At 65.2% G+C, this 18,488-nt stretch carries 16 protein-coding genes and 2 pseudogenes; 10 read left to right on the top strand and 8 right to left on the bottom strand.

From position 1 onward, the window contains the following. Nucleotides 1-11 precede the first annotated feature (11 nt). Entirely contained in the window at nucleotides 12-1,178 is a 1,167-nt protein-coding gene (locus CSQ99_RS19235; RefSeq protein ID WP_099040611.1) for an FAD-dependent oxidoreductase, read from the top strand. Between the two features lie 163 nt (nucleotides 1,179-1,341). Here the strand turns inward: CSQ99_RS19235 and CSQ99_RS31440 are convergent. From CSQ99_RS31440 to CSQ99_RS19265, 6 genes and pseudogenes are all read right to left on the bottom strand, one after another. Then, nucleotides 1,342-1,572, bottom strand: a pseudogene (locus tag CSQ99_RS31440) (transglycosylase family protein); the annotation flags it as partial. A 327-nt stretch (nucleotides 1,573-1,899) separates the two neighbouring features. Then, nucleotides 1,900-2,133, bottom strand: a pseudogene (locus CSQ99_RS19245) (transglycosylase family protein); the annotation flags it as partial. Between the two features lie 1,133 nt (nucleotides 2,134-3,266). Further along, nucleotides 3,267-3,857 carry a molybdenum cofactor guanylyltransferase gene (gene mobA / locus CSQ99_RS19250; RefSeq protein ID WP_099040659.1) on the bottom strand — a complete coding sequence of 197 codons (591 nt, stop codon included), beginning with the start codon at nucleotides 3,855-3,857 and terminating at the stop codon, nucleotides 3,267-3,269. Nucleotides 3,858-3,867: 10 nt separating this feature from the next. Next, nucleotides 3,868-4,938, bottom strand: a complete 1,071-nt coding sequence (locus tag CSQ99_RS19255) for a 2-oxoacid:ferredoxin oxidoreductase subunit beta (protein WP_099040614.1) — start codon at nucleotides 4,936-4,938, stop codon at nucleotides 3,868-3,870. Beyond that, complete coding sequence (locus CSQ99_RS19260) at nucleotides 4,935-6,905, bottom strand: 2-oxoacid:acceptor oxidoreductase subunit alpha (protein WP_425437837.1); 1,971 nt, start codon at nucleotides 6,903-6,905, stop codon at nucleotides 4,935-4,937. Before CSQ99_RS19260 ends, CSQ99_RS19255 begins: the two co-directional genes overlap by 4 nt. A gap of 314 nt (nucleotides 6,906-7,219) precedes the next feature. Next, complete coding sequence (locus CSQ99_RS19265) at nucleotides 7,220-8,224, bottom strand: LacI family DNA-binding transcriptional regulator (RefSeq protein ID WP_099040615.1); 1,005 nt, start codon at nucleotides 8,222-8,224, stop codon at nucleotides 7,220-7,222. A gap of 72 nt (nucleotides 8,225-8,296) precedes the next feature. Here CSQ99_RS19265 and CSQ99_RS19270 point away from each other — a divergent pair, with 72 nt between their 5' ends. Genes CSQ99_RS19270 through CSQ99_RS19285 form a run of 4 tightly spaced genes read left to right on the top strand, consistent with a single transcriptional unit; the run spans nucleotide 8,297 to nucleotide 12,324 of the window. After that, entirely contained in the window at nucleotides 8,297-9,469 is a 1,173-nt protein-coding gene (locus CSQ99_RS19270; RefSeq protein ID WP_176561099.1) for a phytanoyl-CoA dioxygenase family protein, read from the top strand. After that, nucleotides 9,466-10,473: a Gfo/Idh/MocA family protein gene (locus CSQ99_RS19275; RefSeq protein ID WP_099040617.1), complete on the top strand. Its 1,008-nt coding sequence runs from the start codon at nucleotides 9,466-9,468 to the stop codon at nucleotides 10,471-10,473. Before CSQ99_RS19270 ends, CSQ99_RS19275 begins: the two co-directional genes overlap by 4 nt. Further along, nucleotides 10,470-11,351: a sugar phosphate isomerase/epimerase family protein gene (locus tag CSQ99_RS19280; RefSeq protein ID WP_099040618.1), complete on the top strand. Its 882-nt coding sequence runs from the start codon at nucleotides 10,470-10,472 to the stop codon at nucleotides 11,349-11,351. The genes CSQ99_RS19275 and CSQ99_RS19280 overlap by 4 nt, the downstream gene beginning before the upstream one ends. A gap of 10 nt (nucleotides 11,352-11,361) precedes the next feature. Next, entirely contained in the window at nucleotides 11,362-12,324 is a 963-nt protein-coding gene (locus CSQ99_RS19285; protein ID WP_099040619.1) for a Gfo/Idh/MocA family protein, read from the top strand. On the opposite strand, the gene CSQ99_RS19290 is transcribed toward CSQ99_RS19285, so the two are convergent. Continuing rightward, entirely contained in the window at nucleotides 12,321-13,508 is a 1,188-nt protein-coding gene (locus tag CSQ99_RS19290) for a LuxR C-terminal-related transcriptional regulator (protein ID WP_099040620.1), read from the bottom strand. The two genes, CSQ99_RS19285 and CSQ99_RS19290, sit on opposite strands and share 4 nt — an antisense overlap. Before the next feature lie 122 nt (nucleotides 13,509-13,630). Here CSQ99_RS19290 and CSQ99_RS19295 point away from each other — a divergent pair, with 122 nt between their 5' ends. The 5 genes from CSQ99_RS19295 (at nucleotide 13,631) to CSQ99_RS19315 (ending at nucleotide 16,919) form a co-directional block, all read left to right on the top strand. Next, the gene (locus CSQ99_RS19295) at nucleotides 13,631-14,866 is read left to right on the top strand and encodes a cytochrome P450 (protein ID WP_099040621.1); all 1,236 of its coding nucleotides are present in this window, start codon (nucleotides 13,631-13,633) and stop codon (nucleotides 14,864-14,866) included. Continuing rightward, on the top strand, nucleotides 14,863-15,270 hold the full coding sequence (locus CSQ99_RS19300; RefSeq protein ID WP_176561101.1) for a nuclear transport factor 2 family protein: 408 nt from the start codon (nucleotides 14,863-14,865) through the stop codon (nucleotides 15,268-15,270). Before CSQ99_RS19295 ends, CSQ99_RS19300 begins: the two co-directional genes overlap by 4 nt. After that, on the top strand, nucleotides 15,267-15,467 hold the full coding sequence (locus tag CSQ99_RS19305; protein ID WP_099040622.1) for a ferredoxin: 201 nt from the start codon (nucleotides 15,267-15,269) through the stop codon (nucleotides 15,465-15,467). Before CSQ99_RS19300 ends, CSQ99_RS19305 begins: the two co-directional genes overlap by 4 nt. A 38-nt stretch (nucleotides 15,468-15,505) precedes the next feature. Further along, complete coding sequence (locus CSQ99_RS19310) at nucleotides 15,506-16,366, top strand: alpha/beta fold hydrolase (RefSeq protein WP_099040623.1); 861 nt, start codon at nucleotides 15,506-15,508, stop codon at nucleotides 16,364-16,366. A gap of 94 nt (nucleotides 16,367-16,460) precedes the next feature. Continuing rightward, the gene (locus tag CSQ99_RS19315) at nucleotides 16,461-16,919 is read left to right on the top strand and encodes a TspO/MBR family protein (protein ID WP_099040624.1); all 459 of its coding nucleotides are present in this window, start codon (nucleotides 16,461-16,463) and stop codon (nucleotides 16,917-16,919) included. Nucleotides 16,920-17,051: 132 nt separating this feature from the next. On the opposite strand, the gene CSQ99_RS19320 is transcribed toward CSQ99_RS19315, so the two are convergent. After that, nucleotides 17,052-18,488 (bottom strand): MCE family protein, encoded by a 1,437-nt coding sequence (locus CSQ99_RS19320; protein ID WP_099040625.1) that lies wholly within the window; start codon nucleotides 18,486-18,488, stop codon nucleotides 17,052-17,054.

Genomic DNA, 18,488 nt, shown 5'->3' on the forward strand with positions numbered 1-18,488 from the left:
ACGTTCGACGGATGCCGAAGCGGATCGTGGTGATCGGCGCGGGCATCGCCGGGCTGGCGACCGCCAACGCGCTACAACAGCACGGGCACGACGTCACCGTCCTCGAGGAGCGGACCGACACGTCGTCCGGCGCGGGCATCAGCATCTGGCCCAACGCGCTGGCCGCGCTCGACGAAATCGGCTTGGGCGATGCCGTCCGCGCCGCGGGCGGCCGCATCACCGCGGGGGCGATGCGCTGGCTCGACGGCACCTGGCTGCGTCACCCGTCGCCGCAACGACTGGTCAAGGCGCTGGGTGAACCGCTGGTGGTCATTCACCGCAATGTGCTGACCTCGGTGCTGGCCGGCGCGCTTGCCGAGGAAACCCTGCGATACGGCGTCTCGGCCCGCTCACTGGTGGCCACGGCCGACGGCGTGCAGGTCAGTCTGTCGGACGACACGACGACCGAGGCCGATGCGGTCGTCGGCGCGGACGGCACGCATTCGATGGTGGCGCGTCACCTCAACGGCCCGCTGGGCAACCGTTACGTCGGCTACACGGCATGGCGCGGGGTGGCCGACTGCAGCATCGACGCCGACTTCGCCGGCGAGGTCCTCGGCCCGTCCATCGAATTCGGCCATGTGCCGCTGGGAGGGAACAACACCTATTGGTTCGCCACCGAACGCGCCCCAGAAGGACGCAGTGCACCGCAGGGCGAGCTGAACTATCTCAAGGACAAGTTCGGCACCTGGGCCGAGCCCATTCCCACGGTGCTGGCCGCGACGGACCCCGCGCGCGTGTTGCACAACGACCTCTATGACCGCGATCGAGCGCGGCGGTGGTCCCGCGGGCACATCGTCGCGGTGGGCGACGCGGCTCACCCGATGCGGCCGCATCTGGGCCAGGGCGGCTGCCAGGGGATCGAGGACGCGGCGATCCTGGCGTCCTTCATCGAAAGGACAGACGACCTGGCTACGGCGTTCGGCCGGTTCGCGGCGTTCCGCGGCCCGCGGGTGCGCTCACTGGTGCGCGAGTCGAAGACGATCGGCCGGATCGTGAACCTGCCGCCGTTGCTCAGCGCCGCGGCGACCCGCGCGACCGTCCTTGGGCCCGAAGCACTGGTCACGCGGCATTTGTCGACAATCGCGGCCCGGTCAGCGTTCGCACTCCCTACCGACCGCGACGTCCAGGCGGTGTGAGAGCAGCCCCTCGAGTTCAGCCGCCCAGCAGGGCCGTGCACATCTGGCGAGGGTTGATGAAGCCGAGAAATGCGCTGGCAGGCATCGCCGAGCAACCGCCCGCAGCGGTGGGCACCGCCGGCGTCGACGACGTTCCGGGGTTGGTCCAGACGGCCGGCGATGCGCCACGGGGGCCGCACTTCGGCCAGGCCTTGATGCCCTGGGTGCGCAGGACGTTCTCGGCGACGCGGATCTGCTCGGCGCGTGAGGCGGTCGCCGGGTTGCCCCGGCCGCCGTTCGAGTTCCAGGTGGCCTGCTTGAACTGCAGCCCGCCGTAGTGACCGTTGCCGCTGTTGATGGACCAGTTGCCGCCCGATTCGCATTCGGCGATGGCGTCCCAGTTGACCGAGTCAGCATTCGCGGTGGCGGTGGACATGGCCATCGGCACCAGGGCGAGCGCCCCGGCGATGGCGGCGGTCATCAGGCTCTTGGTGACAAGCTTGGCAATCTTCATTTCTGCGGTCCTTCCCCGACCGTTCGAACTCAAGGCCCGCGTGAAGCGCGTTGCTTGCTTCGATGCGGCTATCCGATGTTTCGGGTGAGGAAGGTCACGTGTTACGGAAGCGTCAAAAGTTTTAGTCGTTACTTAACTGGCGTAAGAGGCCTCTGAGAAAGAAGAGGCGGTGTCCAGGCATTTCGCCCAGACACCGCCTCAATAGATCTCGATAGGTCGTGCTTGTTACTAGCCGCGTCCACCACAGGTCGGCCATGCGCCGATGCCTTGGGTCTGTAGGACGTTCTCCGCGACACGGATCTGCTCTTCACGGCTGGCGTTGTGGGGCGAACCGCTGCCACCGTTGGACCGCCAGGTACCCATGGTGAACTGCAGACCGCCGTAATAGCCGTTACCGGTCGCGATTCCCCAATTGCCGCCCGACTCGCACGCCGCGACCGCATCCCAGTCCACGCTGTCAGCGTTGGCGGTGCCCGCCATCGCCATCGGCGTCACGGCGAGCGCACCGGCGAAAGTCGCCAGACCAATCGTCTTGCGGATGTTCTTCAACTTCGATCCTTTCGACGAGCGCGCGCCACCCTCACCCATGCGCGGACGCACGGGTACATGCCTGGTCACAGGCGGGGGGGTTATGGGCCACACCATCTCGGTCAGGTGCGGCAGTGGGAGGCGAGAGTGCCTCGCCGGGCGATCAGACCCGGCGACCGTCGGCGGCGTAAGCCGACCGGGCCCCACTCACACGCAGGTTCGTGGTTTTTGAATTATTTGCTCCTTGAGAAGCCGTTTAGGACCGTACAAACCGATTCGACGAAAGTCATTTCGGTGACGGACATGTCGCGCTCAGATCACGGACTGATCACGGTCGCCTAAAGCAATCGTCCGCGCAGGTCATCCGCATGTTTGGCGAAGCTGAGGATTTCACAGTCTCGGCGTGTCGTCGTGAGCCATCTCACTGCAATTTTGTGACCCAGCGCACTGTGCGGAGGCCCTCCCGTACATGTGGGTACACGTCGAAACACTCAGTGCAAGTGGGCAAATCGCCGGTAGGCGGCGTTGACGGATTTGTTCGCTGCCGGCGGCAATGACATCTAGCACGGAGCAGATGCTCCTAAAGCTCTGTATCTCTTACGATTTCATCCGCATGATCTCACGCAGCCGCGTCATTGGGCACTCGAGAGGCCAGCCGCAGATGCTCGGTGAAAACGCTGAAAACACTGCTAGCCAACCTATTTCAGTTCAACAGTGCGAATGAAGCGCGGCTGACCGACGCATCTGCCTAGATTGCACAGGCCGAGGAGGGGACTATTGGGGTCGATCCAGGGACGCGATGGCCACGTCAACGCTGCCACAGAACGAAATTCGCGTGTGATCAGTGATCGAATTGGTGTGCATTGCCAGTGGCCACAGCCGAAACGCATTGGCGTGCAGAAGGCTTCACGATCATAAACCCCGGAGGCAGGTCGGGAATAGGAAGCGAGGTTCGCCGGCTCACTGGCCGATATCACCGTGAAATATCGGAGGAATTCGGTGCGCCGAATTCATGACGGCTTTCGCCGAATTGTTGGCGACGAATTTGCTGAGATCTACTTAATTTGCTACGCGATTCGCGTAGCGGCTGCGTCCCTCAGCTCGGCAACGGTGTTGACGTTCGTCAGCGAGGCCTGCTCGGGCATGACGACCCGCTGAGTGTCGACGGTTTCGACCAGGGCCCGCATGCTGCGCTCCCCCGCCTCGACGAGTTCGGCAATACGTTCGTGCAGGCCGGTGCGGTAGATCCCGGCCAGGTAGTGAGAGCGACCGTCCCAGGGCAGCACCACGTCGGCTCCGAGACGGACGGCTGGACCTGTGAGTTCGTCGATCAGGTCGGCAGAGAGCAGGGGCATGTCGACGGCGCAGACGAAGGCGAGTTCGAGACCGGCCTGCGCGGCCGCACGCAACCCGCGGCCGGTCGCCAGGAGCGGACCTACTCCGCGGATATCGTCGCGCAGGATCTCGGCCTGCAGGTTCGGCAGCGCCTGCCCCGGTGCGGCGACGACGAAGACCGGTGCGCACCGTGGCCTCACCGCGGATACCGTCCGCTCGACGAGGGTCTCACCTTCGTATACGGCGGTGGCCTTGTCGCGGCCCATCCTGCGGGATGCCCCGCCTGCCAGAATGACCGCTGCGAGCGGCACGGGGGTCGTCACGCCCACGAGATTAGTCGACGGTCCAGGTGTCCTTGCCACGGAGCAGCGATTGCAATGCGGCCGTGTCGTGCGGCTTGGCGTCGCGTGCCGACGCGACCTGCTGACGGGCGGCGTCGTCGTAGGTCGGCTTGCTGACCTGGCGGAAGATGCCCATCACCATGTGATCGAGGTTCTGCTCGGACAGCCGCGACAGCGCGAACGCATACGCCGGGTCCTGAAGCTGTGCATCGTGGACCACGATCTCGTCGGCCGACACATCGGCGGTCTTGGCCACCTCGAGGCCGTACCCCGACTTGACCACGCAGTATTCGCCGTCGGCGCCGAAGGTGATGGGTTCGCCGTGGGTCAGATTGATCAGTCGCTCCTCGGCGCCTTCCTTGCGCAGCGCGTCAAACGAACCGTCGTTGAAGATCGGGCAGTCCTGCATGATCTCGACCAGCGCGGCACCGCGGTGCGCAGCGGCGCCACGGAGCACCTCGCTCAAACCCTTGCGGTCGGAGTCCAGCGCGCGACCGACGAACGTGGCCTCGGCGCCGAGCGCCAATGACACCGGGTTGAACGGGTAGTCCAGCGAGCCCATCGGGGTGGACTTCGTGATCTTGCCTGTCTCCGAGGTCGGCGAGTACTGACCCTTGGTGAGACCGTAGATCCGGTTGTTGAACAGCAGGATCGTCAGGTTGACGTTGCGTCGCAGCGCATGGATCAGGTGGTTGCCGCCGATCGACAGCGCGTCGCCGTCGCCGGTGACCACCCACACCGACAGGTCCTCGCGGGCAAGTGCCAGCCCGGTCGCGATGGTCGGCGCCCTGCCGTGGATGGAGTGGAAACCGTAGGTCTGCAAGTAGTACGGGAAACGACTCGAGCAGCCGATGCCACTGACGAACGCGATGTTCTCGCGGCGCAGCCCGAGCTCGGGCAGGAAGTTGCGGATGGTGTTGAGAATGACGTAGTCGCCGCAACCCGGGCACCAGCGGACCTCCTGGTCGCTGGTGAAGTCCTTGCCCTTCTGCGGTTCGTCGGTGCGCGGCACCCCGCTGATCCCGGAGCTCAGTCCGAGATCCACACCAATCAGGTCAGTCATGCGTTAACTCCCACGCCAGTCTCGACGGTGGCTGCTGCCAACCGCGCAAACTTGGCCTTGTCTGTTTCCTTGTCGCTCAACGTTCCGTCGAGCGCAGAGTCGATGATCCCTTCGACCTCGTCGGCCAGGAATGCCATACCTTCCACCTTGGTCACCGACTGAACGTCGACCAGGTACTTACCGCGCAGCAGCAGCGCCAGCTGACCGAGGTTCATCTCCGGCAACACCACGTTGGGGTAACGCCGCAGCACCTCGCCCAGGTTGGCGGGGAAGGGGCTCAGGTTGCGAATGTGCGCTTGAGCCACCTTGATGCCCTTACGTCGAGCGCGACGACAGGCCTCGCCGATGGGGCCGTAGCTGCTGCCCCAGCCGAGCATCAGTAGTTCCGCGTCGCCGGTCGGGTCGTCGACCTCGAGGTCCGGCACTGCGATGCCGTCGATCTTGGCCTGCCGCAGCCGCACCATCAGGTCGTGGTTTTTCGGCTCATAGGAGATGTTGCCCGAACCGTTGGCTGCCTCGAGGCCACCGATGCGGTGCTCGAGGCCGGGGGTGCCTGGGACCGCGAACTGGCGCGCCAGAGTCTCGGGGTCACGGGCGTACGGCTGGAACGGCTCGCCTGACTTCGCGAAGGTGTGCTCGATCTTCTCGTACGTGCTGACATCCGGAATCCGCCATGGCTCAGAGCCGTTCGCGATTGCGCCGTCGGAAAGGATGATCACGGGAGTGTGGTAATTGATGGCAATACGCGCAGCCTCGATGGCGGCGTCAAAGCAGTCCGACGGTGTACTGGGCGCGATCACCGCGACCGGCGACTCGCCGTTGCGTCCGTACAGCACCTGCAGCAGGTCGGCCTGCTCGGTCTTGGTCGGCAGGCCGGTCGACGGGCCCCCTCGCTGCACATCGATGACGATCAGCGGCAGCTCGGTCATCACGGCCAGGCCGATAGCCTCGGATTTCAGCGAGATACCGGGGCCGGAAGTGCTGGTGATGCCCAGCGCACCGCCGTACGACGCGCCGATCGCGGCGCCGATGCCGGCGATCTCGTCCTCGGCCTGGAAGGTGAGGATGTTGAAGTTCTTGTGCTTGGACAGCTCGTGGAGGATGTCCGACGCCGGGGTGATCGGATAGGTGCCGAGCACGATCTGCAGGTCGCCGAGCTGACCGGCAGTCACCAATCCGTATGCCAGTGCCGTGTTGCCCGAAATCTGGCGGTATTCGCCGTCCTTCAGCTTGGCCGGAGCGATCTCGTATGTGCTGGCGAACGCCTCGGTGGTTTCGCCGTAGTTCCAACCGGCCTTGAGGGCCAGCACGTTCGCGTCCGCGACATCGGGTTTGCGGGCGAACTTCTCGCGGATGAACGCCTCGCTGTGCTCGAGCTCGCGGCCGTACATCCACGACAGCAGGCCGAGGGCGAACATGTTCTTGGCGCGCTGACCGTCCTTCTTCGTCGCGCCAATCGCCTCGACCGCGCCGAGGGTGAGCGTGGTCATCGGAACGGCCTGCACGACGTAGTCGGACAGGTCGTCGTTCTCCAGCGGGTTGGCTTCGTAGCCGACTTTTGCCAGGTTCCGTTTGGTGAACTCGTCGGAGTTGGCGATGATCAGTCCGCCGCGAGGCAGGTCGGACACGTTGGCCATCAGCGCAGCGGGGTTCATCGCGACCAGGACGTCGGGGCGGTCACCCGCGGTCAGAATGTCGTAGTCGGCGATCTGAATCTGGAACGACGACACACCGGGCAGCGTGCCCTGTGGCGCGCGGATCTCGGCGGGGTAATTCGGTTGCGTCGCAAGGTCATTGCCGAACAGGGCGGCCTCGGTGGTGAAGCGGTCACCAGTGAGCTGCATACCGTCGCCCGAGTCGCCGGCGAAGCGGATGACAACCTTCTCGAGCTTCTGCCGCGCCGGCGCGGAGCCTGCGGAGCCGCCCACCTTGTCGCCCGGGTTGGCCCCGTTGCCGTTGGCCACCACTACCGCCGCCTTCCGTCCGAATTCAAACTATCCCGGCGAACGTCCTCCGAGTCGCAGTCGAGGCGACGCGCCATGGGCTGGACGTCCACAGAAATTTGATGTCACTGGCAGTACCGATTATTGCACTTCTCTTAGGCAGCCCTTCACGCGACTCGCGGGGTACGTCGCGGTGACCACTTGTCGAACCTGCTGCTCAGCGCTTGTGCCGACGCTCGCCGTGAGACAAAATTGTGTTTTACGTCACGTGGCACTGGGTGTCATTAATAAGGAAAATAGCTACCGGCCAGTAGCCCACCGCTAGCACTCGCCTGACGTCACGGCGGCAGGTTGTACGGAGTGATGACCTGGATCGGCACCGGCCGGGCCGGCTCGTCCGGCAACGCACCCTGCTGCTGAAGAATCAACCGCATCGCCAGGCGCGCGTCGGCTCGTAGGTCGTTGTGCAGGACGACCGAGATACGGCCGTCACGCAGCAGCTTTCTGTTGTCCACGTCCAGATCGTGGGCCACGAAGACCCTGCACGCCCGACCGAGCCGCTCGAACGCCGCGATCGTGGCGGTGTTGCCTCCCCCGACCGAATAAACGGCCCCGACGTCAGGATGCCGTTCGAGCGCCTCGAGCACCAGCCGCTCGTTGGTCGCATCGATGCCGTCGCTGTCGGTGACTTCCACGATCGTTCGGCCGGTGCCGCGCATCGCCGAACGGAATCCGACTTCACGCTCGCCCTCGCCGCGGAACACTGCGCGGCTGAGGGTGATGAGGACGTCGGACCGCGCCGACCCCAGCCACTCCCGCATCAGATACGCGGCGGTCACGCCCGCCCCGTGGTTGTCGATGCCGACATAGGCGCAGCGCGCGCTCGCGGGGATGTCGGTCGTATATGTCACCACCGGAACCCCACCTTCGACCAGACGATCGACGGCCTCGGCAACCTCGGGTTCGTCCTGCGCTTTGAGCACTACACCGTGACTGCCGCGAATGCGGCTCAACGCCTCCACCATCTGTTCACTCGAACCCGTCTCCCACAGGTGGAACCGGGCCCGCAGCATGGCCGGTGCGAAGGCTGGTAGTTCTGCTTCGACGGCGGCCCGGAACGCGTCAGAGAATCGCTCCGGCGTCTGCATCACGATGTCGATGAGATAGCGGCGGCCGTTGAGGCGCAGCTGGGCCCGCTGTTTGTCGAGATCCGCGATGGCCTGCTCGACCTCGGCCCTGGTGTTCGCGCGCACGCCGGGACGTTCATTCAGGACGCGGTCGACCGTTGCCTCGCTCAGCCCGGATTGTTGGGCGATCTCGCGAACCTTGTACCGGTGCGGCATCGATATTCCTGAGGTGTTTTTGATGGGTTTATGGCGTTGATTGCGGCGCTTATCACAGCAAGACTAGCTGTCATGGCCGCATCGCTGGGGACGACAGCCCCGCCGTGGATCGACGAGTCGGAATGTCGGCTCGACGACTTCCGCTCGCAGGTGCTTCGCGACACCGATCGTGCCGACTATCCGAACGCCCGCGACGTGCGAAGCAACGTGCTCGTCTATTCGGCGGCTCAGGTTTCCAGGGTTGCAGGCACCGACCGGCAGGGGCTGCAGTCCGAGCTGATTCGTGCGCTCGCCGATGGCCCCGGCGTGGTGGTGTTCGAGGGTGCCTTCTCCCCCGAGGTCGTCGACCGGGCCAACGAGGGCTTCTTCTCGATCATCGCCGCCCAACGCGACGCGGGCACGGCGGCGGGCGATCACTTCGGTAAGCCCGGCGCCAACGACCGGATCTGGAACGCCGCGCAGAAACTCGCGCTACACGCACCGAACGCGTTCGCCGAGTACTACGCCAACGACACCCTCGCCGTCGTGTGCCAGGCCTGGCTGGGTCCGCGCTACCAAGTCACGTCGCAGGTCAATGTCGTCAACCCCGGCGGCACACAGCAGATTCCGCATCGTGACTATCACCTGGGTTTCGTCCCCGACGAGCAGCTGGCTCAATATCCGGCGCATCTGCACCGCACCTCGCCGGTGCTCACGCTCCAAGGCGCTGTCGCCCACTGCGACATGCCGGTGGAAAGCGGCCCCACGATGCTGCTGCCCGGTTCGCAGCGGTTCGCAGGCGGCTACGTGGCCTTCAATCGGCCCGAGTTCGTGGACTTCTTCGCCGAGCACCACGTGCAGCTCCCGCTGAACAAGGGCGATGCGGTGTTCTTCAATCCGGCGCTGTATCACGGTGCGGGGTCCAACATCTCGGGCGACATCCGCCGGATCGCCAACCTGCTGCAGATCTCGTCACCGTTCGGGCGGGCGATGGAGGCGCTGGACCGCACGGCGATGGTCCGTGCGATCTATCCCTCGCTGCTGGCGATGAAGGCGGCCGGCCGCCCGCCGCGCGACCTCCACAACGCGGTGGTCGCCACTGCGGAGGGCTACGCCTTCCCAACCAACCTCGACAGCGATCAACCCATCGGCAGCCTCGCCCCACCCAGTCAAGTCGACTCGGTACTTGCGGCGCTCGCCGAAGACCTCAGCGCGGACGAACTCGACGTCGTTCTGCACGCCCAACAAGAACGGAGAATGCCATGACCACCCTCGGCGTAATCGGGCTGGGCCGGATCGGTGCCTTCCACACCGACACCCTTTCGGGATTGAACAGCATCGACGGGCTTGTCGTCACCGACGAGCGGCCCGAGGTCGTCGCGGCTGTCGCGGCCAAACACGGTGCGAAGCCGGTTGATTCGGTCGAAGCGCTGTTGGCCTCCGGTGTGGACGGGATCGTCGTCGCAGCCGCGACTCCTGCGCATGCGGAGCTGACGCTGGCCGCGGTCGAGCGAGGTCTGCCGACATTCTGCGAAAAGCCGATCGCCTCCACGGCGGTGCAGAGCGCTCAGGTGGCCGAGGTGATCGCGCGTTCGGGAGTGCCGGTTCAGGTGGGTTACCAGCGACGGTTCGACGCCGCATTCGCCGCCGCCAAACGCGCGGTTGACGACGGCTCGCTGGGCGCCCTGCACACCGTGCGCAGCACGACGATGGACCCGGCTCCCCCGCCGATGGACTACATCAAGGGCTCCGGTGGCATCTTCCGCGATTGTGCGGTGCACGATTTCGACGTGCTGCGCTGGATCACCGGGCAGCAGGCCGTCGAGGTGTATGCCACCGGCAGCGTTCAGGGCGATCCGAAGTTCGCCGAATTCGGCGATGTCGACACCGCCGCCGTCGTGGTCACCTTCGAGGGCGGCACGCTCGGCGTGGTGTCGGCGGCGCGGTACAACGCCCGCGGATACGACTGCCGCCTCGAGGTACACGGTTTCGGTGACACGGTGGTCGCAGGCTGGGATCAGGGAGTTCCCGTGCGGAACGTCGACCCCGACAACAGCTTTCCCGAGGGACCGGCGCACCACTTCTTCATGGACCGGTTCACCGAGGCGTTCCGCGCAGAGCTTGCCGCGTTCGTCGAAGTCGTCAAAGGAAACGCCGCCCCGGCATGCACGGTCGCCGACGCGGTCGAGGTCGCTTGGTTGGCGGACGCCGCAACGGAGTCGTTGCAGCGCGGCGTGCCGGTGAGCATCAAGGAAGTGAGGTCACAGTGAACACCCTGAAGATCGCAGGCGCACCAATCTCCTGGGGAGTGTGCGAGGTACCCGGCTGGGGGCATCAACTCGACGCCGATCGAGTGCTCGCAGAGATGGCCGAAGTCGGTTTGGCCGCCACCGAATTGGGTCCCGACGGCTTTCTGCCGTCCGACCCCGATGAGTTGACCGCGAAGCTCGGATCGAACGGTCTGCGATGTGTCGGGGTCTTCGTGCCCGTCGTACTCCATGACGCCGGACACGACCCGTTGGGCGACATCGCGGGTCCGCTCGACGCGCTGATCGCTTCTGAGGCCGATGTTCTCGTGCTCGCGGCCGCGACGGGCGCGGACGGATATGACTCGCGGCCGACGCTCGACGATGGCCAATGGGCCACGCTGCTTGGCAATCTCGACCGGCTCGCCGACGCCGCGAACGACCGCGGTGTGCTCGCCGTATTGCACCCGCACGTCGGGACCATGGTCGAGACCCGCAGCGATGTAGACAGGGTGCTGCAAGGCTCGGCCGTCAAGCTGTGCTTGGACACCGGCCACCTGCTGATCGGCGGGACGGATCCGCTCTCGCTGACCTTGCAGGTGCCGGACCGGATCGCGCACGCGCACCTCAAGGATGTCGACGTCGCGCTTGCCGCTCGGGTGCAGTCCGGAGAACTCACCTACACCGAGGCGGTGCGCAAGGGCATGTACACGCCGCTGGGGCAGGGCGACGTCGACATCGCCGGCATCGTGACGACGTTGCGCACCAACGGGTTCGACGGTTGGTTCGTCATGGAGCAGGACACGATCCTCGACAGTGAGCCCGCCGACGAAGGACCGGTGCGCGACGTGCGGACCAGCGTCGCGTTCATGCATGACGTGAGCGGGCGCGTGCCGGCATGAGTGTGTTGGCATGAGCTTGCGCATCGGCGTGCTCGGGGCGTCTCGGATCGCCGAGTCGGCCATCGTCGCGCCGGCGCACGAGCTCGGCCACCGGCTGGTCGCCGTGGCAGCCCGCGATCCGCAACGGGCACGGGCGTTCGCCGACAAATACGGCGTGGAACGCGTGATGGCCTCGTACGACGACGTGATCAACGACCCGGACGTCGACGTCGTCTACAACCCGCTGGCGAACGCGCTACACGCGCCGTGGAACCTCGCCGCGGTAGCGGCGGGTAAACCGGTGCTCACCGAAAAACCGTTCGCCCGCAACCGTGCTGAGGCACAGCGCGTCGCAGCGGCCGCCGAAGAGGCCGGTGTCCCTGTCGTGGAAGGCTTTCACTACCTGTTCCATCCGGTGACACGCCGCGCCCTGGAGCTGGCCCATGACGGCACGTTGGGTGAGATCACGCACGTCGAGGTACGCATGGCCATGCCCGAACCGGAGGCCGCTGATCCGAGGTGGTCGCTCGAATTGGCCGGCGGCGCATTGATGGACCTCGGCTGCTACGGGTTACACGTCATGAGACGGCTGGGGCATCCGTCGATCGTGCGGGCGCACGCCAAGGAGCACAGCCCGGGCATCGACGCATGGTGTGATGTCGAGCTTGGCTTCCCGGGCGGCGCGACCGGATTGAGCACCAACTCGATGGTGGCCGACGACCGCCACTTCACCACTCAGATCGTCGGCACCAAGGGAGATGTCAAGGTGCACAACTTCATCAAGCCTCAAGATGACGACCGAGTCAGCATCCGCACACCCGCGGGCACCACAGTCGAGCACCTCGGCACCCGCACCACGTACAGCTATCAGCTGGAGGCGTTCGCCGACCATGTCCTGCGCGGCGCGCCGCTGCCGCTGAATCTCGCCGACTCGGTGGAGAACATGGCCTACGTCGACGCCGGCTACCGGGCGGCCGGGATGGACCCCCGCTAACCGGCGGGGATACTCGCCAACCGCACGTACGCGGAGGCGGCCTCGGCGCGATTTGTCGCGTGGAGTTTCCTCAGCACCCGTTTGACGTGGGACTTCACTGTGCCTGCCGAAATCACCAGCTCGTCGGCGATCTGCTGATTGGTACGGCCGGCGGCCATCAGGCGAAGAACCTCGATCTCGCGGCGGGTCAGAATCGCCATGACGCGGGTCTGCACCTCGGCCAGCGACTGTGCCGCCGGACTGCGCTCGACCGGTTCGATCTTGGCGAGGTCCAGATCTGCGTCCTGTAGGGCGCGGGCGGCCTCGTCTGCAGAGGCCAACGCGCGGCGGACTTCTGCACGCTGGCGGCGCATGCGCTCGAGGAGAACAGTGCGTTCGTAGGCGTAGCCGAAGCCCTCCGCGAATGCCCACACGGTGTCGCGATCGATCTCGTCGACGATGCGGCCCGAGTAGAGCCGATCGGCGTGCAGAAATCCGATCACCTTGCCCGTCGGCATCACCGGCGCCGCCACATAGGCGTGGGTAAGCGAGAAATCGATGATCGGGCGGTTCACGCGCGGATCGTTGAGGGCATCGCGCACGATCGCCGGCGCGCGGCGGCGGATCATCTGGGTCTCGAGCAACATGTGGTTCAGGGGCGGCGCCACTGATTGCGCAAAGGCGACCATCTTCTCCGCACCCTCGGTGTCTTCGCCGAAATAGGCGGCCTCCATGACCATCCGGCCTTCATGGACGCGGAAGAGCACGGCGCGATCGAACCCACACGACTCGACCAGTTCGCGCGGCGCGCGGTCGACGATCGTGGCGACGTCGTCGACAACGCGCAGCTTGCTCAGGGCTTCCTGCACAGCCAGCAGCGCGAAAGTGCGCCGCCTCGCTCCGTCCTCGATCAGCTCGCGTTCCAGCGATGACAGGTCGAGCAGGGAATCAAGTGCGGTGAGCGCGTTCTCGTCACCGAGTCCTTCCAACGCGTTGCGCACCACGGTCGCCTTGGCGTCGACAGCCTCGGCCACCACCGCCATCGGGTCCTCCGAGGGGTCGATCTCGCAGCTCTGGAAGGCCTCCCGATAACGGCGCGCCGCCTCGGTGTCCTTGGCCGGGCGAGACGCCCAGCCGGGGTGGTTACCGTCGGTCAGAGTGCCGATCGCGGGCGCATCGGCCTGTTCGCTCACAACGCTCACCACCAAGACTGTCCTCCGAAAGGTCCGCAGGTGCGGCCGGAACCGCCAATTCACCTCATAAGGGGGTACGAGTCCTCCCCAACGGGGGATCGATTTGCCCGGGTCGCTGGCAGAGGCTATTTCCCATGTCATCAACGACCGTCTCGGCCCTCGATCTTCTGACCACGCCCCAGGGCATCGCCGATCCGTATCCGCTGTACAACAAGCTCCGGGCGCTCTCGCCCGTCCCGGGCTACCGTGACTGGCCGCCGGGGACCATTCCCGGTGCCGATGAACCGGTCACTGCGTGGGCGCTGTTCCGCTATGACCAGATCTTCGAGGCGGCACGTGACAGCACGACGTTCTCGTCACGGGATCCGCTCCAGGAGGCCTCGTCGGCGCCGAGCCTCATGCTGGTCAACACCGACCCGCCCAAACACGAAGTCGAACGAAAATTGGTCAGCCAGGCGTTCTCGCCGCGCCGGGTCAAGCGTCTCGAAGGCTGGCTGGACGAACTGGTGCCGCGCCTGCTCGACGACCTCGGCAGCGGCGACGTCGAGGTGATGGAATTCGCCGCCGAGATTCCGACCCGCGCGATGGTGCGCCTGTTGGGATTGCCCGACGGAGATCACGTCCGATTCAAGAAGTGGGCCAACGCCTTCATGCTCTCGTCATCGCTGACGCCCGAGGAGCGCATCGCGAGCAATGAGGAGATGGTGATGACCTTCGCCACCCGGCTAGCCGAACACACGGCCCGGCTGGCGGAGCGCACACCCACCGACGATGTCGAGGACGCCGAGGACCTCATCTCGGCGCTGCTACGCGCCGCCGTCGATGGGCAACGGCTCACCCCCGAAGAGATCGTCCGATTCTGTGTGACGCTGGTGGTCGCGGGCAGCGAAACGACCACGTTCCTGATCGGCAATCTGCTGCAGGCGATGGCCCGCGAACCCGAGGTCACTGAGCGGATGCGCGCCGACCGCACACTGGTGAACGTCTTTGTCGAAGAGTCGATGCGGGTCGACGGACCGCCACAGCGTCTGTTCCGCATCGCCACCCGTGATGTCGAGGTCGGCGGCAAGTTGATCCGCAAAGGTGACTGGGTCGCACTGTTTTTCGGTTCGGCCAATCGAGATCCGGAAGTGTTCGAAGACCCCGGCAAGTTGGACGTCGACCGGCCCAACATCCGCCAGCAGCTCTCGATGGGACACGGCCTGCACTTCTGCCTCGGCGCGTCGCTGGCCCGCCTGGAGGTCGTGGCGGTGATCAACGCGGTGCTCGATCGGTATCAGACGATCGCACTCACCGACGATCCGGGAACCAAGCAGACCGCCAGCCTGCTGACCCACGCCTATGTCCGTCTCCCCCTTCATCTGTCATGACTCCCGAAGAGGCCGCCAATATCGCGGCGACGAAGGCCATCTACGCTGCGGTGCCTGCGGGTGATCTCCAAACCGCACTGGATCTGCTTGATCCGGAAGTGCGCATCACCTACTACGGGACCGAAGGCATTCCCTACGCGGGCGACTACCGCGGCTTCGACGAGGCCGTGACGTTCTTCACCAGAGTTGGGGAATCGATCGCCATCACCGAGATGGAGGCGTGGAAGTTCATCGCCCAGGGCGACGAGCTGGCGTCGTGGGGCCGCCAACGATTCCGCCGCCTCGACACGGGTTACGAATGGGAATCGGAGTTCGCGCACATCATCACAATGCGCGGCGGCCGCTGGTTGTACTTCCGTGACTTCATGAACTCGGCGCTGACGCTGCAGGCGTTCACCCGATGAGAGTCGCAGGCGACCGTGAGATTTGTATGGGCGCGGGGGTCTGCGTGATGACGGCGGACGGCACGTTCGATCAGGACGACGACGGCATCGTTGTGCTTGCTTCCGAACGCGTGACCGCCGGCGAGGAGAAGGTCGTGCGCAATGCGGTGAGGATGTGCCCGTCAGGCGCGCTTCGCATCGTGGCCGATGACGGTTAGCCCCACCACCACCACCGTGCGGCCGCCATCATGGACGCGTGACGACCACCCAGATCGTGGGCACCAGCGGTGGACCCGTTGAGGTCCACTACTCGGCCGGGGAGAAGCCGCCGGTGCTGCTGTTCGGCGGCGGACACACGACCGCGGCAACACCGATCGGCGAACACCTCTACACGCAGCTCGGACACGGGGTGTTGCGCTTCTCGCGGCCCGGGTACGGCGGCACCGACGTCGGACCCCTGACCGCCGCTGAGTTCACGACACTGGTCGTCGAAACATGCCGGCTGTTGGGAGTTCAGCGTTCAGCCGCTGTCGTCGGAGTGTCGTTCGGCGGATTGCAGGCGATCCACACCGCCATCTCGACAACTGAGCTGGCCCCAAGGCTGATCCTGCACAGTTGCGCACCTTCGGCGCTGCCCTACCCGGACACCTGGCTCGAACGTGTCGCCGCGCCACTGGTCTTCGGGCCCGCGATCGAGAAGACCACGTGGGCTGCCATCCGCCGGATCGTGGCTCGCGATGTCGGGCTCAAGATGATGATGAAGTCGCTGACGCGGCTGCGCGCTGATCAGTGGTGGCCGCAAATGTCTGAAACCGACCGGATTGCCGCGCGGGCGTTGTTCACTGCGATGGAATCCGGTCACGGATTCCTCAACGACCTCGGCCAGGCCAACGGCCGGTTGAGCGCTTACCGCGCGCACACCCAGAGACAGGTAGCAGTTCCGACTCTCGTCACGGCGTCTCGCAGTGACGGCGGTGTGTCATTTCAGCATGCGGAGAACTTCGTTGACACGATCCCGCACGCCCATCTGCACGAGACGACAACTCCGACACACCTCTACTGGATCGGCGAAGCTCAAGCCGACATCATCGGCGCAATACGAACGTTCCTGGCCTAACAGCAACCTTGCCGATCTCGCGATCCAACTGTCGGCGGCCAGGCCGCTGAACCAAACGAACTCCCAAGTTCCGCCTCGTAGGTAAGGTCCCCCCGTGCACAAGGCCCGGCTCGCCAAGACTGTGCTTCCAGTGATGGCTGCAGCCGTTCTGGGCAATGCCTTCGTCGGCGGCAAATCAATGGAGTGGTTCTCGGCGCTGCGCCGACCGGCGATGCAACTGCCGATGCCCGGCTTCTACATTGTCGGCCTCACCTACTACGCCTTGATGGGCGTAGTACTCCATCGCAGTGTGATTCAAAGTGACCGCCGGTCGTATCGGCTTGCGATGGTGGTGCTCGGCGGCAATGAGTTATGGAATGTTTTGCTCTTCGGCCGGCGGAGCCCGCGCGAAGCTTTCCTGGGAATTATTGCGTTTCTCGTCCCACTGAGTCTGCTTCAAGCATCGGTGTCCGGAGATCGTCCATCGCGTTCTGCGCTCGCACCGTACACGGTTTGGGTGGTCTGCTACGACCTTCCGTGGACGTATCGACTATGGCGCCTCAACGCCTCATAGCGTGCACGCTCGCGCCGGCTCCGTGCACGCGGACGCGACCAAGCAAGACCGATACGTTGTTCTCGCCGACTTGGGGGCGGTCTACCTGAGAGCACCTGACGCCCGCGGAGTATTCGCGGCACGCCCGATCAATCAGTTCCCCGGGGGCAACAGCATCGTCTGCCATGTCTTGTTCTCCGGCGCACCCTTTGCGAGATCCGATTGGGTGTACCGCTTGCCGTCGGGTCCGATGTAGCTCCCGGTCGCCGGGTCGTATTCGGCCGCGGCTAGCGGCGGCGCGACGGCAGACGCAGGCTCGGGCGGCAAGTGCGGGATGGCCTGCCCCGACAACGTGGCATTGGGGTCCCCCTTCCAGTTGAATCCGTCGTTGAGCGGCACGAAGACTTCGTCGCTCTCGCATAGCTTGACCGTCGGCGCGCGCTTTCCCGGCACGGTTTCGCACGGGATGTTACGAGCTCCGCGCACGTTGAATGGTGACTCTTGCGGGACGCGGCAGTAGAGGTCACCGGCCGGACGCGAAGGATAATCCTCCAACGCGGCAACGCGCTGTTGCTGGGCCGGCAGAAACCCCGTGGTGCACGGTGGCGGCAGGTTGAGGTTCAGGTTGAAGCTCAGATATTGGCCCTTGTAGTCCTGTTTGGTGTTGAGGTTGCCGAGGATCCCGGCCTGCCCGGCGGCGATGGCTTGGGGGAACACCACCAGCAGTTGTTCGATGCTGTCCTGGTAGGTGAGCGCGACTTGCCCCACACTGACGAGGTTGGCCATCAGGATCGGCAAGGTGGGCTGCAGCCGGTCGACCAGTCCGCGCACCTGCGCTGCCGCTGGGCCGCCCTTGACGATGACGCCGGCAACCGCCTCGTCGTGGGTCTGCAATTCGGCGGTCACCGTGGCCAGTTGCGATGCCCATGCCTGAATCGCAGCGGAGGTGTCGGTCTGCGAATCCAACACGGGCTGGACTTGGTCGATCAGCGTGGTCAGCGGGTCGAGATTCTTACGGGCGTCGATGGCCAGGGTGGAGGCGCCCTGGACCACCCGGGACAGCTCTGGGCCGAGACCACCTACCGCGGTGTAGGACTCGTCGATCACAGTTTTGAGGTTGTCGCGCGGTATGGCCTGCAGACCGGTGTTTGCAGCGGCGAGCAGCGCGTTGACGTCCGGCGGCACCGAGGTGTCGGCGAGTGCAATCACGTCACCGTTCTGCAGCGGCGCTGAGGTGCCGTTGCGGGGTAGCAGCAGGACATAGGATTCACCGACCGCGGATTGGCTGTGCACTTCGGCTCGAAGGTCTGAGGGGATGTCGATGCCGGATTTCAGTGACAGCACCGCCTCGACGCCGCTATCGGTCAGCCGCACCGTCTCGACCCGGCCGACTTTGGTACCGCGATAAGTGACGTTGCCGGATTCATATAGCCCACCGGATTTCGGCAGTTCCATCGTCACGGTGTACCGGCCGACGCCGAACAACATGGCGGGCAGTTGGATGAAGTGCAGCACCATCAACGCAACCGTGCCGAGCGCAACGACCGTGAAGATGGCCAGCTGGATTCTTATCCGTCGGTTCAAGCGCAT

This window comes from Mycobacterium neglectum (assembly GCF_002591975.1).
GTDB lineage: Bacteria > Actinomycetota > Actinomycetes > Mycobacteriales > Mycobacteriaceae > Mycobacterium > Mycobacterium neglectum.